This is a genomic window from Mesorhizobium sp. M2E.F.Ca.ET.209.01.1.1 (assembly GCF_004010375.2).
Classification (GTDB): Bacteria; Pseudomonadota; Alphaproteobacteria; order Rhizobiales; family Rhizobiaceae; genus Mesorhizobium.
In genome coordinates this window covers 529,202-544,223 of the sequence record NZ_SADP02000002.1, presented here as the reverse complement: position 1 = coordinate 544,223, position 15,022 = coordinate 529,202, and the positions used below count along the sequence as shown (strand labels likewise).

Genomic DNA, 15,022 nt, shown 5'->3' with positions numbered 1-15,022 from the left:
CGCCGCTCCCCAAAAAAGGGGGAGCGGCGGCACGGCCAAGGTTGCTTGTCAGTCCTTGGAGATGAAGCGGGACGGATGAATGTCCATCACATTGTCGTCGAAGCCATGCACCTTCGAGGACACGATGTCGTGGTAGCTGTAGTAGAGCAGCGGGATCGCGCCAACGTCGTCGATCAGGATGCGCTCGGCCTCGGCGAGGTCCTTCATGCGCTCTTCCGGCTTGCCGCCGGCGGCGGCAGCCTTGTCCATCGCGGCTTCGTAAGCCGGGCTGTTGTAGTTCGAGTAGTTGTTGCCGCTCGCCTTGCGCGAGATGCCGAGGAAGGTCTCCGGATCCTTGTAGTCGGCGATCCAGGCGGCGCGGGCGACGTCGTAATTGCCCTTCTGCTCGAGGAAGGCATAGTGGGTCTTGGTGTCGGTGTTGAGCAGCGTCACCTCGACGCCGAGCGGCTTCAGCTGTTCCTGGATGGCGACCGCCGTGTTCTTATGGTTCTCCGAGGTGTTGTAGCGGATCTCCATCTTCAGCGGATGCTCAGGCGTATAGCCGAGCTTCTCCAGGATCTTCTTGGCCTCGTCCTCGCGGTCGATCTGCGGCGTGTCGGCGTATTTGGCCAGTGCAGGCGTGTAGCCTTCGATGCCCGGAGGCACCATCGAATAGCCGGGCAGCATGGAGTTCTGCCAGACCTTCTCGGCGAGGAAGTCGCGATCGATCGCCATCGAGATGGCGTTGCGCAGCTCGACATTGTCCCAAGGCGCCTTGTCGGTCTTGATCGCAAAATAATAGGTGCCGAGATATGGCCCGACACGGACCTGATCACCGAATTTGGTCTTGAGATCGGCGAGCTGTTCGGTCGGCAGGTCGCCATAGCTATCGAGCTCGCCGGCCTCGAAGCGCTTCATCGCCGACGAGCGATCCTCGGTCGGGATGTAGTTGACCACGTCGAGCTTGACGCTCGCGGCGTCCCAGAACTTCGGGTTCTTGACCAATTTCATATGGTCGTTGGGGACCCACTCAGCCAGCGTGTAGGCGCCGTTCGAAACCAGCTTGCCCGGCTTGATCCAGTCGGCGCCAAGCTTGTCCATGGAAGCCTTGTTGACCGGATAGGTCGCCTGGTGGGTCAGCATCTCCAGGAAGTAGGGCGTCGGAGCCTTCAGCGTGACTTCAAGCGTGTTGGCGTCGATCGCCTTCACGCCCATGTCCTCGGCCTTGCCTTTCTTGGTGTTGAAGTCCTCGGCGCCCTTCACCGGATAGAGCATCGAGGCGTATTCCGCAGCGGTGGCCGGATCTTCGAGCCGGTGGAACGAATAGACGAAGTCGTCCGCCGTCACCGGGCTGCCATCCGACCAGAGGCCGTCCTTGCGCAGCTTGAAGGTGTAGACAGTGCCGTCGTCGGACACCGTCCAGCTTTCGGCGGCGCCCGGAATGAGGTTCGTCTTCTGGTCATGCATGACGAGACCCTGGAACAGGTCGCGTATGATGTCGGCCTCGTAGGTCGTCGACGTCTTGTGCGGATCGACCGTCTCCGCCTCCGCGGCGGCGCCGCGGTTGTAGACGGTTTCGGCGAAAGCATGGGTGTAGAAGGAGCCCGTGGCCAGAGCCAAGGTGGTGGCGAACGCCGTCGCCTTCAGCATGTTTTTCAGCATGAAGTCTCTCCCGGTCGGCGCAGCCCCTCAGCCGCGCCTTCTTAGGTGTTGACGCCCTGGAACCGTTGAAACAGCCCCGTTTCAGGCGTGCCGCCGGTTCCTTCCGGCGGCTGGTGGCAGGACACTAGACAGAGCGAAATCTTATTTCAACCATTTGCCTGCTTGACGCTAAGTGAGCGTCGCCTCGCTAAAACAGCGAAAACTAATACTTAGCGCTTGCTTTCAACTTGGCACACCTGCCGGTTGTTCGACGTGTTCTCTGTTTTTGCAGGCAGGGTTTGGCATTCTCCGCAACATGCTGAAAAACCGAAAATTCCTTGTCTCTTGGTCTTGTTTCCGCACAGACGCCACGGGCACGTCGGCGGTCGAATTCGCCATGCTTGCGCCGATCTTCATCCTGCTTCTGCTCGGCATGGTTGCATACGGAATCTATTTCGGCGCCAGCCACTCAGTGCAGCAGATCGCCGCCGATGCGGCGCGGACGGCGATCGCCGGCCTCAACCAGACCGAACGGCAGGCACTGGTCACCGATTTCATTGCCCACGACGTCTCGGGCTATCCGTTCGTCGATCCCAACAAGCTGACCGTCAACGCACAGGACAGTGTCGTTGATGGCAGCCAGTTCGTCGTCTCCGTCACCTATGATGCGCGTAACCTGCCGATCTGGAACCTGTTCAAGACGCTGCCCCTGCCGGGCACGACGATAAAGCGCCAGTCGACGATCCGTGTCGGAGGCATATGATGCCCGCCAAGGGGGGATTGATGTCGGCGACGCGGAGGCTGCTCGCCGACCGTAGGGCGAATTTCGCCGTCATGACGGCGCTGTGCACGCCGGTGGCGCTGGCGCTGACCGCCTTCGCGATCGACGAGGGCTCACTTTACAATGAACGCCGCGCCGCGCAGTCGATCGTCGACCTCGCGGCCATCACCGCGGCCTCGAACATCACCAATGCCCAGCAGGCGGTGCTGACGACGCTCGCCGACAACGGCATCACCTCGGTCGCGGTGCAGCAACAAGGCGCCAACGTGGCGCCAACCGCCACCAAGGCGGTCGTCCAGATCGTGCCGGGGCGCTACACAGGCGTCAGCACCATTGCCGCCGGCAGCCGATTCGAGGCGGGGAAGCTGCCCTATAATGCCGTGCAGGTGTCGCTGAAGAAGCAAGGCACGCTCTATTTCGCCGGCTCGATCATGGCGCCGCCCACGCTCGGCACGACGGCAATCGCCAGCGCGCAGCCGCAAGCGGCTTTCTCGGTCGGTTCGCGACTCGCCAGCCTCAATGGCGGCATTCTCAACGCGCTTCTTGGCGGCCTTCTCGGCGGCAACATCTCGCTCAGCGTGATGGATTACAATTCACTGGTGTCGGCCGATGTCGACGTGCTTTCGTTCAGCGATGCGCTGGCGACGCAATTGCACCTGACCGGCGTGAGCTATTCCGACGTGCTCGCCTCCAAGGCAACGATCGGCCAGATCGCCACCGCCATGGCCAATGTGCCCGGGCTCGACCACACGGCCAAGATCGCCCTGCAGACCATGGCTTCCAGCGCCACCAGCACGGTCAAGATTCCGCTCAGCACCCTGATCGACCTCGGCTCGGTCGGCGATCTCGGCATCGGGCAAAAGCCGGCTGGGCTTAACGTGACGGCCAGCGCGCTCAGCATGGTCACCGCGGCGGCCGCTCTGGCCAATGGCACCAATCAGGTTGCGGTCAATCTCGGCGCCACCACACCCGGGCTGACATCGACGACGCTTTCGATAGCCATCGGCGAGCCGATGCAGAACTCGGCCTGGCTGGCGGTGGGAGAAGCCGGCACCGTGGTGCGCACGGCGCAGACGCGCATCAAGCTCAACGCCAGCGTCACGCTTGGCAATTCCAATCTCGGCGGTGGCATCAATCTGCTTGCCGTCAACCTGCCGCTCAACATCGAGGTCGCCTATGCCGAGGCCAAGCTGACCGATATCACCTGTCCGACCGGTCCCTCCAGCATCAAGGTTTCGATCGCCGCGCAGCCGGGTGTCGTCGAGGCTCATCTTGCCAAGAGCAGCGCCAGCGGTTTCGCCGACTTCACCAAACCGCAATCCTTCTCGGACGCCGACATCGCGGATGTCAGCCTCAAATTGCTCCTGATCAACCTCAACCTGCTGCAGATCAATGGACAGTCGGCCTTTTCGATCACCAACATGGCGCCGACCAACCTGACCTACAACGCCACCGACATCGCCAACAAGGCGATCAAGACGGTGTCGACGAAGAACCTGACGCAGTCGCTGACGACATCGCTGATCAACAACCTGTCGCTGTCGGTCAATGCGCTGGGGCTCGGCCTCGACGTGACCGCCCTGCTCGGCGCAGTCAAGCCGGCGGTGACAACGCTGCTCAACGGCGTGACCGCGCCGGTCGACGACCTGGTTTACAATGTGCTTGGAGCACTTGGCGTCCATGTCGGCGAGGCCGATGTGCGCGTGACCGGCGCGACATGCGGGCGTTCGGTGCTCGTCCAGTAGGCCGCTATCAGCCAATCCTTCCGACGAAACTGCCCAGGGGCGGCAACGCCAGCGCGCTCTCCTCGACAACGCCGCCAAGAACGCCGGCGACATCAGCGGCAAGAGGCGTTATCTCGGCGTCCCCGATCTCGGCCGGCAGCACCCAGCTCGCCGGTTCCGCGGCGAAGTTGAAGACGCACAGCAATCTCTCGTCCTCCTGCTTGCGGATGAAGGCCAGCACATCGCCCTCGGCCTCGAGAAAACGGATCGAGCCGGCGATCAGCGCCGGATGACGCCTGCGCAGGGCAAGGATCGAACGGTAGGCCGCGAGCACGGAACCGCCCTCGCCATCCTGAATGTCGACCGCGCGGCCGCGATGCGCCAGCGGCACCGGCAGCCAGGGCTTGGCCGTCGAGAAGCCGGCATTTTCCGCCTCTGCCTGCCAGACCATCGGCGTGCGGCAGCCGTCCCTGCCCTTCACGCCCGGCCAGAAGCGGATGCCGACGGGATCGCGCAGATCCTCATAGGCGAGCTCGGCTTCCTCCAGCCCCAGTTCCTCGCCCTGGTAGAGGCAGATCGAGCCGCGCAGGCATGACAGCAGCGCGATCGAGAATTTGGCCATCGCGTCCGGGTTCTCGCCGGGGCGTGTCCAGCGGCTGACGTGGCGCATGACGTCATGGTTGGAGAAGGCCCAGCAGACCCAGCCGTCCGGCGCGGTTGTCTCGAACGCCTCTACGCAGCCGCGCACATGAGCGGCGGAAAATTGCGGGCTGAGCAGATCGAACGTGTAGCACATCTGCAATTTGTCGCCGCCGGAGACATAGGCGGCGAGCGTCTGCAGCGAACGCTCCTCGTCGCCCACCTCGCCGACCGCGGCGCGGTCCGGATACTCGTCGAGCAGCGCGCGGAAGCGTTTCAGGAAGTCGAGGTTCTCCGGACGCGTCTTGTCGAAAAGATGCTCCTGGAACGCGTAGGTGCTGGTGGCGCCGTTGGTGCCGGCGACGCTTGACGCCAAGGGCGGGTTGTCGCGCAGCCAGCGGTCGTGGACATAGTAGTTGACGGTGTCGAGCCGGAAGCCGTCGACGCCGCGCTCCAGCCAGAAGCGCACCGTGTCGAGCAGCGCATCCTGGACCTCCGGATTGTGAAAATTCAAGTCGGGCTGGGCGGCCAGGAAGTTGTGCATGTAGTACTGCCGGCGGGTGGCGTCCCACTCCCAGGCGGGGCCGCCGAACAGCGATTGCCAATTGTTGGGCGCGCTGCCGTCCGGCTTCGCATCGGCCCAGACGTACCAGTCGGCCTTGGCATTGTCGCGGCTGGCGCGGCTTTCGACGAACCATTCGTGCTTGTCGGAAGAGTGCGAGATCACCTGGTCGATGATGAGCTTCAGGCCGAGCCGATGCGCCTCGGCGATGAGCGCGTCGAAATCCTCCAACGTGCCGAACATCGGATCGACGTCGCGGTAGTCGGATACGTCATAACCCATGTCGGCCATCGGCGACTTGAAGAAGGGCGAGAGCCAGACCGCGTCGGCGCCGAGCGAAGCGATATGGGCGAGCCGCGCGGTGATGCCCTTGAGGTCACCGCTGCCGTCGCCGGTCGTATCCTGGAAGGAGCGCGGATAGACCTGGTAGATGACGCAGCCGCGCCACCATTCGCTCCCTTGCCCGGAATTGTCGCCAGCCATCATGAGCCTTTCCTGTTGCGCGATCCAGCGGCACGCCGCTCGATCATGAAACCGACGCTTCGACCGGGTAGCGGCCTCGCCAGATCGACCGGCTGCGTCTCGACCGCCGGGAGCCACTCGAAGCCTTCCCGCAGGGGCAAGGTGAAGACGCATTGCCGGCGATCGCCATTGATCATGACCGCCAGGCGCTCGCCCTCGCTATCGCCGAGCAGCATGACGAGGCGATGTCGGCCGGCATCGTTCCAGTCGGCCTCGCCGAGCGGCACGCCGGTCTCGGTGAGCCAGGACACATCGGGGATCTCCGACCCGCCGGCGGGCGCGCCGGTCAGCAACTGCGTATCCCCCAGCACCGGGAAGGCGCGGCGCAGCGCGGCAAGCGACGATGCGTATTGCTCCAGCGCGTGATCGCGGCCGGCCCAGTCGAGCCAGGTGATGGCGTTGTCCTGCGCATAGGCGTTGTTGTTGCCCTTCTGCGTGCGGCCGAACTCGTCGCCAGCGGTCAGCATGATGGTGCCGCGCGAGGCGAAAAGCGTGGCGAGCATCGCTCGCCGGTCGCTGGAACGGGCGTTGGCGATCGCCTCGTCGTCCGTCTCGCCCTCGGCGCCGTTGTTCCAGGACAGATTGTCGTTATGGCCATCGCGGTTCTGCTCGCCATTGGCCTCGTTGTGCTTGCGCTCATAGGCAACGATGTCCGCCAGCGTCATGCCGTCATGCGCGGCGATGAAGTTCACACTACGGCTCGTCGGCCGGCCTTCCCTGCCGAACACGTCCGACGAGCCGGCAAGACGGGTGGCCAAGGCGCCGATCGCGCCGGCATCGCCGCGCCAGAAGCGCCTGACATCGTCGCGGTAGCGGTCGTTCCATTCCAGGTAGGGCGGGCGGAAATTGCCGAGCTGGTAGCCGTTCGGGCCGATATCCCAGGGCTCGGCGATGCGCACGCGGTCGGCAAGCACGGGATCGCCGGCAATGGCCTGAAGCAGCAGCGCGTCCGGATCGAAGGCGCCGTCGACGCGGCCGAGCACCGGCGCCAGATCGAAACGGAAGCCGTCGACGCCGGCGAAGCGGACGAAGTGGCGCAGCGTGTCGAGCACCATCTCGCGCACCACCGGATGGTCGCAGGCGATGGTGTTGCCGGTGCCGGTGTCGTTGACCAGCCGGCCGTCCGGCTGATGCCGGTAATAGGCCAGCGCATCGAGCCCGCGCAGCGACAGCGTCGGCCCGAGCCGGTCGCTCTCGCCGGTATGGTTGAAGACGAGGTCGAGGATGGTGCCGATGCCTGCCTCGCGGAGCGCGGCGACGGTGTCGCGCAATTCCTTGAGACCGCCTGGCGCCAGGCGCGGGTCGAGCGCCATGAAGGTGACGGGGTTGTAGCCCCAGGCGTTGCTGAGGCCCAGCGGCGGCAGATGCCGCTCGTCGATCGACGCGGTGACCGGCATCAGCTCGACGGCCGAGACGCCGAGACGCTTCAGGTGCTCGATGATGGCGGGGTGGGCGAGCGCCGCGATAGTGCCGCGCTGCGCTTCCGGAATGTCGGGATGGAGCTTGGTGAAGGAGCGGACATTCAGTTCGTAGATCAGGCCGCCGGGCTTGAAGAGGGGTGGCAAAGGCGCCACGGCCTCGGGCGGCGCCACCACGATTGCCTTGGGCATCAGGGATGCGGTGTCTGCGCCTTCGTTGCGTTTGGCGGCGAGACGCCAGTGATATTGATATGGCCGGTCGATTTCTATGGCGTAGGGATCGGTGAGCAGCTTGTTCGGGTCGAACCACAGGCCGTGCTCCGGCGCATAGTCGCCGTCGGCGCGAAAGCCGTAACGGATGCCGTCGCCGAGGCCGGGGACAAGGAGCGCATGCACGCCCTCGCCTTCCGGCTTCAGCTCCAGCCGGTCGATCTCGCGGTTGCCGCTGCCATCGAAAAGCGAGACCCAGAGGCGCCGCGCCGATGGGGACCAGGCGGCAAAGCGGATGCCTTCGGCGGTGATGGTGGCGCCCAGATTGCTCACGCTTGCCAACCTCATGACGTGCCGTAGACGCTGGAGATTGGCTTGAGCCTCCGCGACGTCGTCATTCCAGGGCGAAGCAGGAGCGGAGATCCGTCGCGGAGGCCCTGGAATCCATGCCGTGACCTCAAGCATGGGACGCAGCGGAGCAGAATTCTGAACCGCCGCAACGCCTTGAAGTCACGGCATGGATCCTCGGGTCTGCGCCGCGTCGCTTCGCTCCTTGCTCCGCCCGTGGATGACGAAGCGATGGACATTTCGGCCAATCGCCAAAGCCGGCGATCCGGCCAACACCCCTCATCAGTCTCGGCGCTACGCGCCGATCCACCTTCCCCCACAAGGGGGGAAGGAAAGGAGCCTGCTACCCCCCTCAAGTAATCACGCTCGGCTTGTTGCGGCCGGTATGGCTCTTGATGCCGGCGATGTCGTCGGCGGCGGCGATCAAGTCGGCCAGCGCTTCCTGAGTGTCGAGATCGTGCCTGGCCTTGTCCGGTTCGTAGCGCTCGATATAGACGCGCAGCGTCGCTCCCGAGGTGCCGGTGCCGGAAAGGCGCAGCACGACGCGCGAGCCGCCTTCGAACAAAATCCGGATGCCCTGGTTCTTGCTCACCGAGCCGTCGACCGGATCGTGATAGGCAAAATCGTCGGCCTTGGCGATTTTCAGGCCGCGCACACTCGTACCGGGGAGTGAACCGAGCTTGGCGCGCAGTTCATCCACCAGCGCGTTGGCGCGGTCGCTCTCGACCTCTTCATAGTCGTGGCGCGAATAGTAGTTGCGGCCGTAGGTCGCCCAGTGCTCGGTGACGATCTGCCTGCAGCTCTCGCCGCGCGCGGCGAGGATGTTGAGCCACAGAAGCACCGCCCACAGCCCGTCCTTCTCGCGCACATGGTTGGAGCCGGTGCCGGCGCTTTCCTCGCCGCAGATCGTCGCCATGCCGGCGTCGAGCAGGTTGCCGAAGAACTTCCAGCCGGTCGGCGTCTCGTAGATGCCGATGCCAAGCTTTTCGGCGACGCGATCGGCGGCGCCGCTGGTCGGCATCGAGCGGGCAATGCCCTTCAGGCCCTGCTTGTAGCCCGGCGCCAGTTTGGCATTGGCGGCGAGCATCGCCACCGAATCCGACGGGGTGACGAAGATGCCCCTGCCGATGATCAGATTGCGGTCCCCGTCGCCGTCCGAGGCCGCGCCGAAGTCGGGCGCGTCGGGCCCCATCATCTCGTCATAGAGATGCTTGGCATGCACCAGGTTCGGATCGGGATGATGACCGCCGAAGTCCGGCAGCGGCTTGAAGTTGCGGCAGGTGCCGTCCGGCGCGCCGAGCCGGCGTTCCAGAATCTCCTTGGCATAGGGACCGGTCACCGCGTGCATGGCGTCGAAGCGCATGCGGAAACCCGACTTGAAGAGCTTCTTTAGCGCATCGAAGTCGAACAGGCTTTCCATCAATTCGGCATAATCCTTGACCGGATCGATGATTTCGACCGTCATGTCGCCGGCCTTGACCGTGCCAACCGTGTCGATGTCGATCTCGCCGATATCGGCGATCTTGAAGCTCTTGATCTCCTTCGACCTGGCGAAGATCGCGTCGGTGATCTTTTCGGGCGCCGGGCCGCCATTGCCGGCATTGTACTTGATGCCGAAATCCTCATGCGGGCCGCCGGGATTGTGGCTGGCCGACAGGATGATGCCGCCGAAGGTCTTGTATTTGCGGATGACGTTGGAGGCGGCCGGCGTCGAGAGGATGCCACCCTGGCCGACCATCACCTTGCCGAAGCCGTTGCCGGCGGCAATGGCGATGGCCTTCTGGATGACCTCGCGGTTGTAGAAGCGGCCGTCGCCGCCGATCACCAGCGTCTTGCCCTGAAAACCGTCCAGCGCGTCGAAGATCGACTGGATGAAGTTCTCGGCATAGTGCTCCTGCTGGAACACCGGCACCTTCTTGCGCAGGCCGGAGGTGCCGGGCTTCTGGTCGGTATAGGGTTTGGTGGGGACGGTTTTTATCATGCCTCAGGCAGCCCTTTTCGAAAGCAGCAAGCGATAGAGTTCTACGTATTTTTCGGCGCTCTTGTCCCAGGAGACATCGGCCTTCATGCCCTGGCGCTGGATCGAGGCCCAGGTGGCCGGCCGCGCGTGCTGCTCGACCAGCCGCTGGATGGCATGCAGCATTGCGCCGCCATTGTTGGGCGCGAATTGGAAACCGGTGGCGACGCCGGCCGACAACGCTGCTTCATTGGCGTCGATGATGGTGTCGGCCAAACCGCCAGTGCGGGCGACGACCGGCACGCAGCCATAGCGCAGGCCGTAGAGCTGGGTCAGCCCGCAGGGTTCGAAGCGCGACGGGATGATGATGGCGTCGCAGCCGCCCTGCATGACATGCGAAAGCCCCTCGTCGTAACCCACGACGACGCCGACACGGCCGCGATGGCGAGCCGCGGCGGCAAGCAGCGTGCCTTCGAGGCCGGCGTCGCCGGAGCCCAGAATGGCGAGGCGCGCGCCGGCGGCGACGATGCCGTCGACGACCGCGGCCAGGATGTCCATGCCCTTCTGCCAGGTCAGCCGGCTGACGACGCAGACGATCGGGCTGCCGTCCGCCGCCAGGCCGAAACGGTCCTCGACCGCCTTGCGGTTCTTGGCGCGGGCTTCGAGAGTCGCCGCAGAGTATTTGGCGACCAGATGCTTGTCGGTCTGAGGATTCCAGATGTCGACATCGATGCCATTGACGATGCCGTAGAGGTCGGTGGCGCGCATGTTGATCAGGCCGTCGAGGCCCATGCCGAATTCCGGCGAGCGGATTTCCTGCGCATAGGTCGGGCTCACCGTGGTGATCGCCCAGGCGGCCTGGAGGCCGGCCTTCAGATAGCCGACGCCGCCATAATATTCGACGCCGTCGAGCTGCATCGCCACGCCCGGCAGGCCGAGCTCGCCGAAGATGCCGGCGCCGAACTGGCCCTGGAAGGCAAGGTTGTGAACGGTGATCAGCGACGGCACGCCGACTGCCTTGCCGTAGCGCATATAGGCCAGCGTCATCGCCGACTGCCAGTCATGGGCGTGCACGAGGTCGGGCTGGTAGCCGGAGACGGCGCCCCCGGCAATATCGCCGCCGACCTGGCTCAGCGCCGCGAAGCGACGCCAGTTGTCCGGCCAGTCGGCCCCGGATGCCGTGCCGTAGGGGCCGCCCTGACGATCGAAGAGATGCGGCGCGTCCAACACGAAGAGGTCGAGATCGCCGATCTTGACGGCATGGACCGAGGCCTTGCCACCTTGCAGCAGCGGGTACTGATAGACGGGTTTCTTCTTGGCGAAGGCCGCCATCACCACGGGATAGCCGGGAACGAGCGTGCGCATCGCCACGCCCTTCCCGGCCAGCGCGATCGGCAAGGCGCCGGTCACGTCGGCGAGACCACCGGTCTTGATCAGCGGGAAGATTTCGGGCGTGACCGACAGAACCTGCATGCGCTCCACATTCCGATTTCAACGTGACAGGTCAAAGTGACAATCTGTTGATCAAGCCGTCAACCGGATAGGGTTGATCGGCAAGTCGTCGGCTTGCTGATCAACCTTATCAGGTCGACAACTTGTTGATCATATCCTGCGTGATCAGGCAGATGCCCTTCTCCGAAACACGGAAGCGCTTGGCGTCGAGCGCCGGATCCTCGCCGACCACCAGTCCTTCCGGGATCTGCACGCCATGGTCGATGACGACGCGCTTGAGGCGCGCGTTGCGGCCGACAGTCACGTCGGGCAGCATCACCACCTCCTCGAGCTTGGAGTAGGAATTGATGCGCGCGCCGGTGAAGATCAGGCTGCGGCGCAGCGAGGCGCCGGAGACGATGCAGTCGCCGGAGACCAGCGAGGAGATCGCCTCGCCGCGGCGGCCGTCCTCGTCATGCACGAACTTTGCCGGCGGCTTCAATTCCGCATAGGTCCAGATCGGCCAGTCGCGGTCGTAAAGGTCAAGCTCGGGCGTGACGTCGGTGAGGTCGATATTGGCTTCCCAATAGGCATCGACGGTTCCGACGTCGCGCCAGTAGGGCTCGGACTCATGCGAGGAGCGCACGCAGGACTTGGCGAAGCGATGCGCGATCGCCTTACCGTGCTGCACGATATAGGGGATGATGTCCTTGCCGAAGTCGCGGCTGGAGCCGGGTTCGGCTGCGTCGCGGCGCAGCTGCTCCATCAGGAACTTGGTCTTGAAGACATAGATGCCCATCGAGGCGAGCGCGAATTCCGGCTTGTCGGGGATGCCGGGCGGATCGGCCGGCTTTTCGACGAAAGCGATGATGTTGTCCTTGGCATCGACATGCATGACGCCGAAGCCTGTCGCTTCCATGCGCGGCACTTCCAGGCAACCGACGGTGACGTCGGCGCCGGCATCGACATGCTGGCGCAGCATCAGCTCGTAGTCCATCTTGTAGATGTGGTCGCCGGCGAGGATGACCATGTATTCCGGCCCATAGGCCTCGATGATGTCGATGTTCTGGTAGACGGCGTCGGCCGTGCCTTCGTACCACTGCGTTTCCGAAACGCGCTGCGATGCCGGCAGGATGTCGAAGCTTTCGTTTCGCTCAGGCCGCAGGAAGTTCCAGCCGCGCTGCAGATGGCGGATCAGCGAATGCGCCTTGTACTGGGTGGCGACGCCGAGGCGGCGGATGCCGGAGTTCAGCGCGTTGGAGAGCGCGAAATCGATGATGCGCGTCTTGCCGCCGAAATAGACGGCGGGTTTGGCGCGCCGGTCGGTCAGCTCCTTGAGGCGGCTGCCGCGGCCGCCGGCCAGGACATAGGCCATGGCGTCGCGCGCCAGCGGCTGGGTTCTTTTGAGTTCTGCCATTTTGTTACCCTCCCAATTAAGCTGCCCGGATCGTTGCAAGAGCAGGATGACACATCATCTGCTTCAATCCGTGACGAATTCCAGCATGATCGTCGAGAGCGGCGGCAGAAGCATCGTCGCCGATACGCCGCCCCCTTCCCCGCTCGCCTTGACCGCGCCGCCATTGCCCATGCCGGAGCCGCCATAGTCGGCGGCATCCGTATTGATGATCTCGCGCCACTTTCCCGCCCTCGGCAGCGGCACGCGATAGTTTTCGCGCGGCACCGGCGTGAAATTGGAGATGACGGCGATCGGGTTGCCGTCCGGCGCGCTGCGCAGCCATGCGAAGACCGAATTGTCGCGATCGTCGACGATCAGCCAGGAAAAGCCTTCCGGCTCGCAGTCGCGCGCGTGCAGCGCCGGGCGCGAACGGTAGAGATAGTTCAGGTCGCGCACCGTCTGCCAGACGCCGCGATGCGGCGCGAATTCGAGCAGGTTCCAGTCGAGCGCGCGTTCCTCGCTCCACTCGCGGCGCTGGGCGAATTCCTGGCCCATGAATAGGAGCTTCTTGCCGGGATAGCCCCACATGAAGGCATAATAGGCGCGCAGCGTCGCGAACTTCTGCCAGTCGTCGCCGGCCATCTTGTTGAGCAGCGTGCCTTTGCCATGCACGACCTCGTCGTGCGAGAGCGGCAGCACGAAGTTTTCCGAGAAAGCGTAAATCAGGCCGAAGGTGATGTCATTGTGGTGGTGCTTGCGGAAGATCGGCTCCTTGGAAAGGTACTCCAGCGTGTCATGCATGAAGCCCATGTTCCACTTGAAGCCGAAGCCGAGCCCGCCCTCATGCACGGGACGCGACACTTTCGGCCATGAGGTCGATTCCTCGGCGATCGTCATCACGCCGGGGTGGTGGCCGTAAAGCTCCTTGTTCATCTTCTGCAGGAAGCTGACGGCCTGCAGGTTCTCGCGCCCGCCCTTCTCATTGGGGATCCATTCGCCCGCCTTGCGCGAATAATCGAGGTAGAGCATCGAGGCGACCGCGTCGACGCGCAATCCGTCGACATGGTATTTCTCGGCCCAGAACAGCGCGTTGTTGACGAGGAACGATACCACCTCGCGGCGGCCGAAATTGTAGATCGCGGTGTTCCAGTCGGGATGGAAACCCTGGCGCGGATCGGCATGCTCGTAGAGCGCGGTGCCGTCGAACTTCACCAGCCCATGCTCGTCGACCGGGAAATGCGCCGGCACCCAGTCGAGGATGACCCCGATGCCGGCGCGGTGCGCGCCGTCGACAAAACGGGCGAAGCCGTCAGGGTCGCCGAAGCGCGCCGTCGGCGCGTAAAGGCCGGTGGTCTGGTAGCCCCAGGACGGGTCGTAAGGATGCTCCGAGATCGGCAGGAACTCGATATGGGTGAAGCCGGTGTCGACCGCATAAGGGATCAGCCGCGCGGCTAGCTCGTCCCAGGAGAGGAACGTGCCGTCGTCGCGGCGCTGCCAGGAGCCGGCATGGACCTCGTAGATCGAGATCGCTTCGCGCCGGGGATCGGCCTTGCGCCAGTAGCCGCGATGCGCCTCGTCGCCCCATTGATGCGCCATCGGCGGCGCCGTCACCGAGGCGGTCGCCGGGCGCAGTTCCGATTCGAAGGCGAACGGGTCGGCCTTAAGCGGCAGGCGCACGCCGTCGGGCGCGATGATCTCAAACTTGTAGGGCTGGCCCGCGCCGATATCGGGAATGAACAGCTCCCAGATGCCGGTGTCCTTGCGGTCGCGCATGGTATGGCGGCGGCCATCCCAGTCGTTGAAGGTCCCGACCACGGAGACCCGCCTGGCATTGGGCGCCCAGACCGCGAAATGCACGCCGGTGGCGCCTTCATGGTCGATGATGTGGGCACCGAGCTTGTCGAATAGCCGTAAGTGCGAACCCTCGGCCATGTAGTAATCGTCCATCGGTCCCAGCACCGGGCCGAAGGAATAGGGATCGGTCAGCCACCAGTCGCCGCCGGCATTCCTGGCATGATAGCGCAGCGGCTGGCGCTTGCGGATGGAGACCTTGCCCTCGAAGAAACCGGCATCGTCGCGGCGCGACAGCTCGCCGGCCTCCTTGCCGGTCAGCGTGTAGGCGGTGACGGATTCGGCGTTGGGCACGAAGCAGCGGGCGACGAAGCCCTTGCCGGCCTCATGCACGCCCAGAACCGCGAAAGGATTGCCATGCGTTCCGGCGACAATCGCCGCGACATCTCCGGCTGGCGCCAGTCCGTCCGGCCCGCTTGTCGCAGCGGTCGCGCGCGGCTTCCTCATCAAGCGGTCGCCCTCCCCGGGCATCTTGTTCTGGCGCATGCCTTGGTGCGGCATGCGCTGTTCTTTGTCTTGGTGCATGCCGTGATCCCAAAACCGCTCTGCACTTTTGGGCGGCA

9 protein-coding genes are annotated in these 15,022 nt (G+C 64.3%); 2 read left to right on the top strand and 7 right to left on the bottom strand.

Annotated features, from left to right (window positions below):
- Window positions 1-48: 48 nt before the first annotated feature.
- Entirely contained in the window at window positions 49-1,641 is a 1,593-nt protein-coding gene (locus EN852_RS06000; protein ID WP_127867143.1) for a peptide ABC transporter substrate-binding protein, read from the bottom strand.
- Window positions 1,642-2,017: 376 nt separating this feature from the next.
- Here EN852_RS06000 and EN852_RS05995 point away from each other — a divergent pair, with 376 nt between their 5' ends.
- Together EN852_RS05995 and EN852_RS05990 are read left to right on the top strand one after the other, a co-directional pair.
- The gene (locus tag EN852_RS05995) at window positions 2,018-2,383 is read left to right on the top strand and encodes a TadE/TadG family type IV pilus assembly protein (protein WP_245519566.1); all 366 of its coding nucleotides are present in this window, start codon (window positions 2,018-2,020) and stop codon (window positions 2,381-2,383) included.
- A 20-nt stretch (window positions 2,384-2,403) separates the two neighbouring features.
- Entirely contained in the window at window positions 2,404-4,146 is a 1,743-nt protein-coding gene (locus EN852_RS05990; protein WP_246694183.1) for a pilus assembly protein TadG-related protein, read from the top strand.
- A gap of 7 nt (window positions 4,147-4,153) precedes the next feature.
- Here the strand turns inward: EN852_RS05990 and EN852_RS05985 are convergent, their stop codons facing one another.
- From EN852_RS05985 to glgB, 6 genes are all read right to left on the bottom strand, one after another.
- A complete protein-coding gene (locus EN852_RS05985; protein WP_189545735.1) occupies window positions 4,154-5,812 on the bottom strand; it encodes an alpha-glucosidase family protein in 1,659 nt (552 codons plus the stop codon).
- Window positions 5,809-7,809, bottom strand: coding sequence for a glycogen debranching protein GlgX (gene glgX / locus EN852_RS05980; RefSeq protein ID WP_127875381.1), 2,001 nt, complete (start codon window positions 7,807-7,809; stop codon window positions 5,809-5,811). Before glgX ends, EN852_RS05985 begins: the two co-directional genes overlap by 4 nt.
- Before the next feature lie 367 nt (window positions 7,810-8,176).
- Entirely contained in the window at window positions 8,177-9,805 is a 1,629-nt protein-coding gene (locus tag EN852_RS05975; protein ID WP_127875382.1) for an alpha-D-glucose phosphate-specific phosphoglucomutase, read from the bottom strand.
- Window positions 9,806-9,808: 3 nt separating this feature from the next.
- Window positions 9,809-11,254, bottom strand: a complete 1,446-nt coding sequence (glgA, locus tag EN852_RS05970; RefSeq protein ID WP_127875383.1) for a glycogen synthase GlgA — start codon at window positions 11,252-11,254, stop codon at window positions 9,809-9,811.
- Between the two features lie 109 nt (window positions 11,255-11,363).
- Window positions 11,364-12,629: a glucose-1-phosphate adenylyltransferase gene (gene glgC, locus EN852_RS05965; RefSeq protein WP_112125821.1), complete on the bottom strand. Its 1,266-nt coding sequence runs from the start codon at window positions 12,627-12,629 to the stop codon at window positions 11,364-11,366.
- Between the two features lie 63 nt (window positions 12,630-12,692).
- On the bottom strand, window positions 12,693-14,906 hold the full coding sequence (gene glgB, locus EN852_RS05960; RefSeq protein ID WP_127875645.1) for a 1,4-alpha-glucan branching protein GlgB: 2,214 nt from the start codon (window positions 14,904-14,906) through the stop codon (window positions 12,693-12,695).
- Window positions 14,907-15,022: the final 116 nt, after the last annotated feature.

Bases quoted from the DNA above. Each gene is read 5' to 3' on its own strand.
- EN852_RS06000 (WP_127867143.1), bottom strand. From the start codon at position 1,641: ATGCTGAAAAACATGCTGAAGGCGACGGCGTTCGCCACCACCTTGGCT.
- EN852_RS05995 (WP_245519566.1), top strand. From the start codon at position 2,018: ATGCTTGCGCCGATCTTCATCCTGCTTCTGCTCGGCATGGTTGCATAC.
- EN852_RS05990 (WP_246694183.1), top strand. From the start codon at position 2,404: ATGTCGGCGACGCGGAGGCTGCTCGCCGACCGTAGGGCGAATTTCGCC.
- EN852_RS05985 (WP_189545735.1), bottom strand. From the start codon at position 5,812: ATGATGGCTGGCGACAATTCCGGGCAAGGGAGCGAATGGTGGCGCGGC.
- EN852_RS05975 (WP_127875382.1), bottom strand. From the start codon at position 9,805: ATGATAAAAACCGTCCCCACCAAACCCTATACCGACCAGAAGCCCGGC.
- glgA (WP_127875383.1), bottom strand. From the start codon at position 11,254: ATGCAGGTTCTGTCGGTCACGCCCGAAATCTTCCCGCTGATCAAGACC.
- glgC (WP_112125821.1), bottom strand. From the start codon at position 12,629: ATGGCAGAACTCAAAAGAACCCAGCCGCTGGCGCGCGACGCCATGGCC.
- glgB (WP_127875645.1), bottom strand. From the start codon at position 14,906: ATGAGGAAGCCGCGCGCGACCGCTGCGACAAGCGGGCCGGACGGACTG.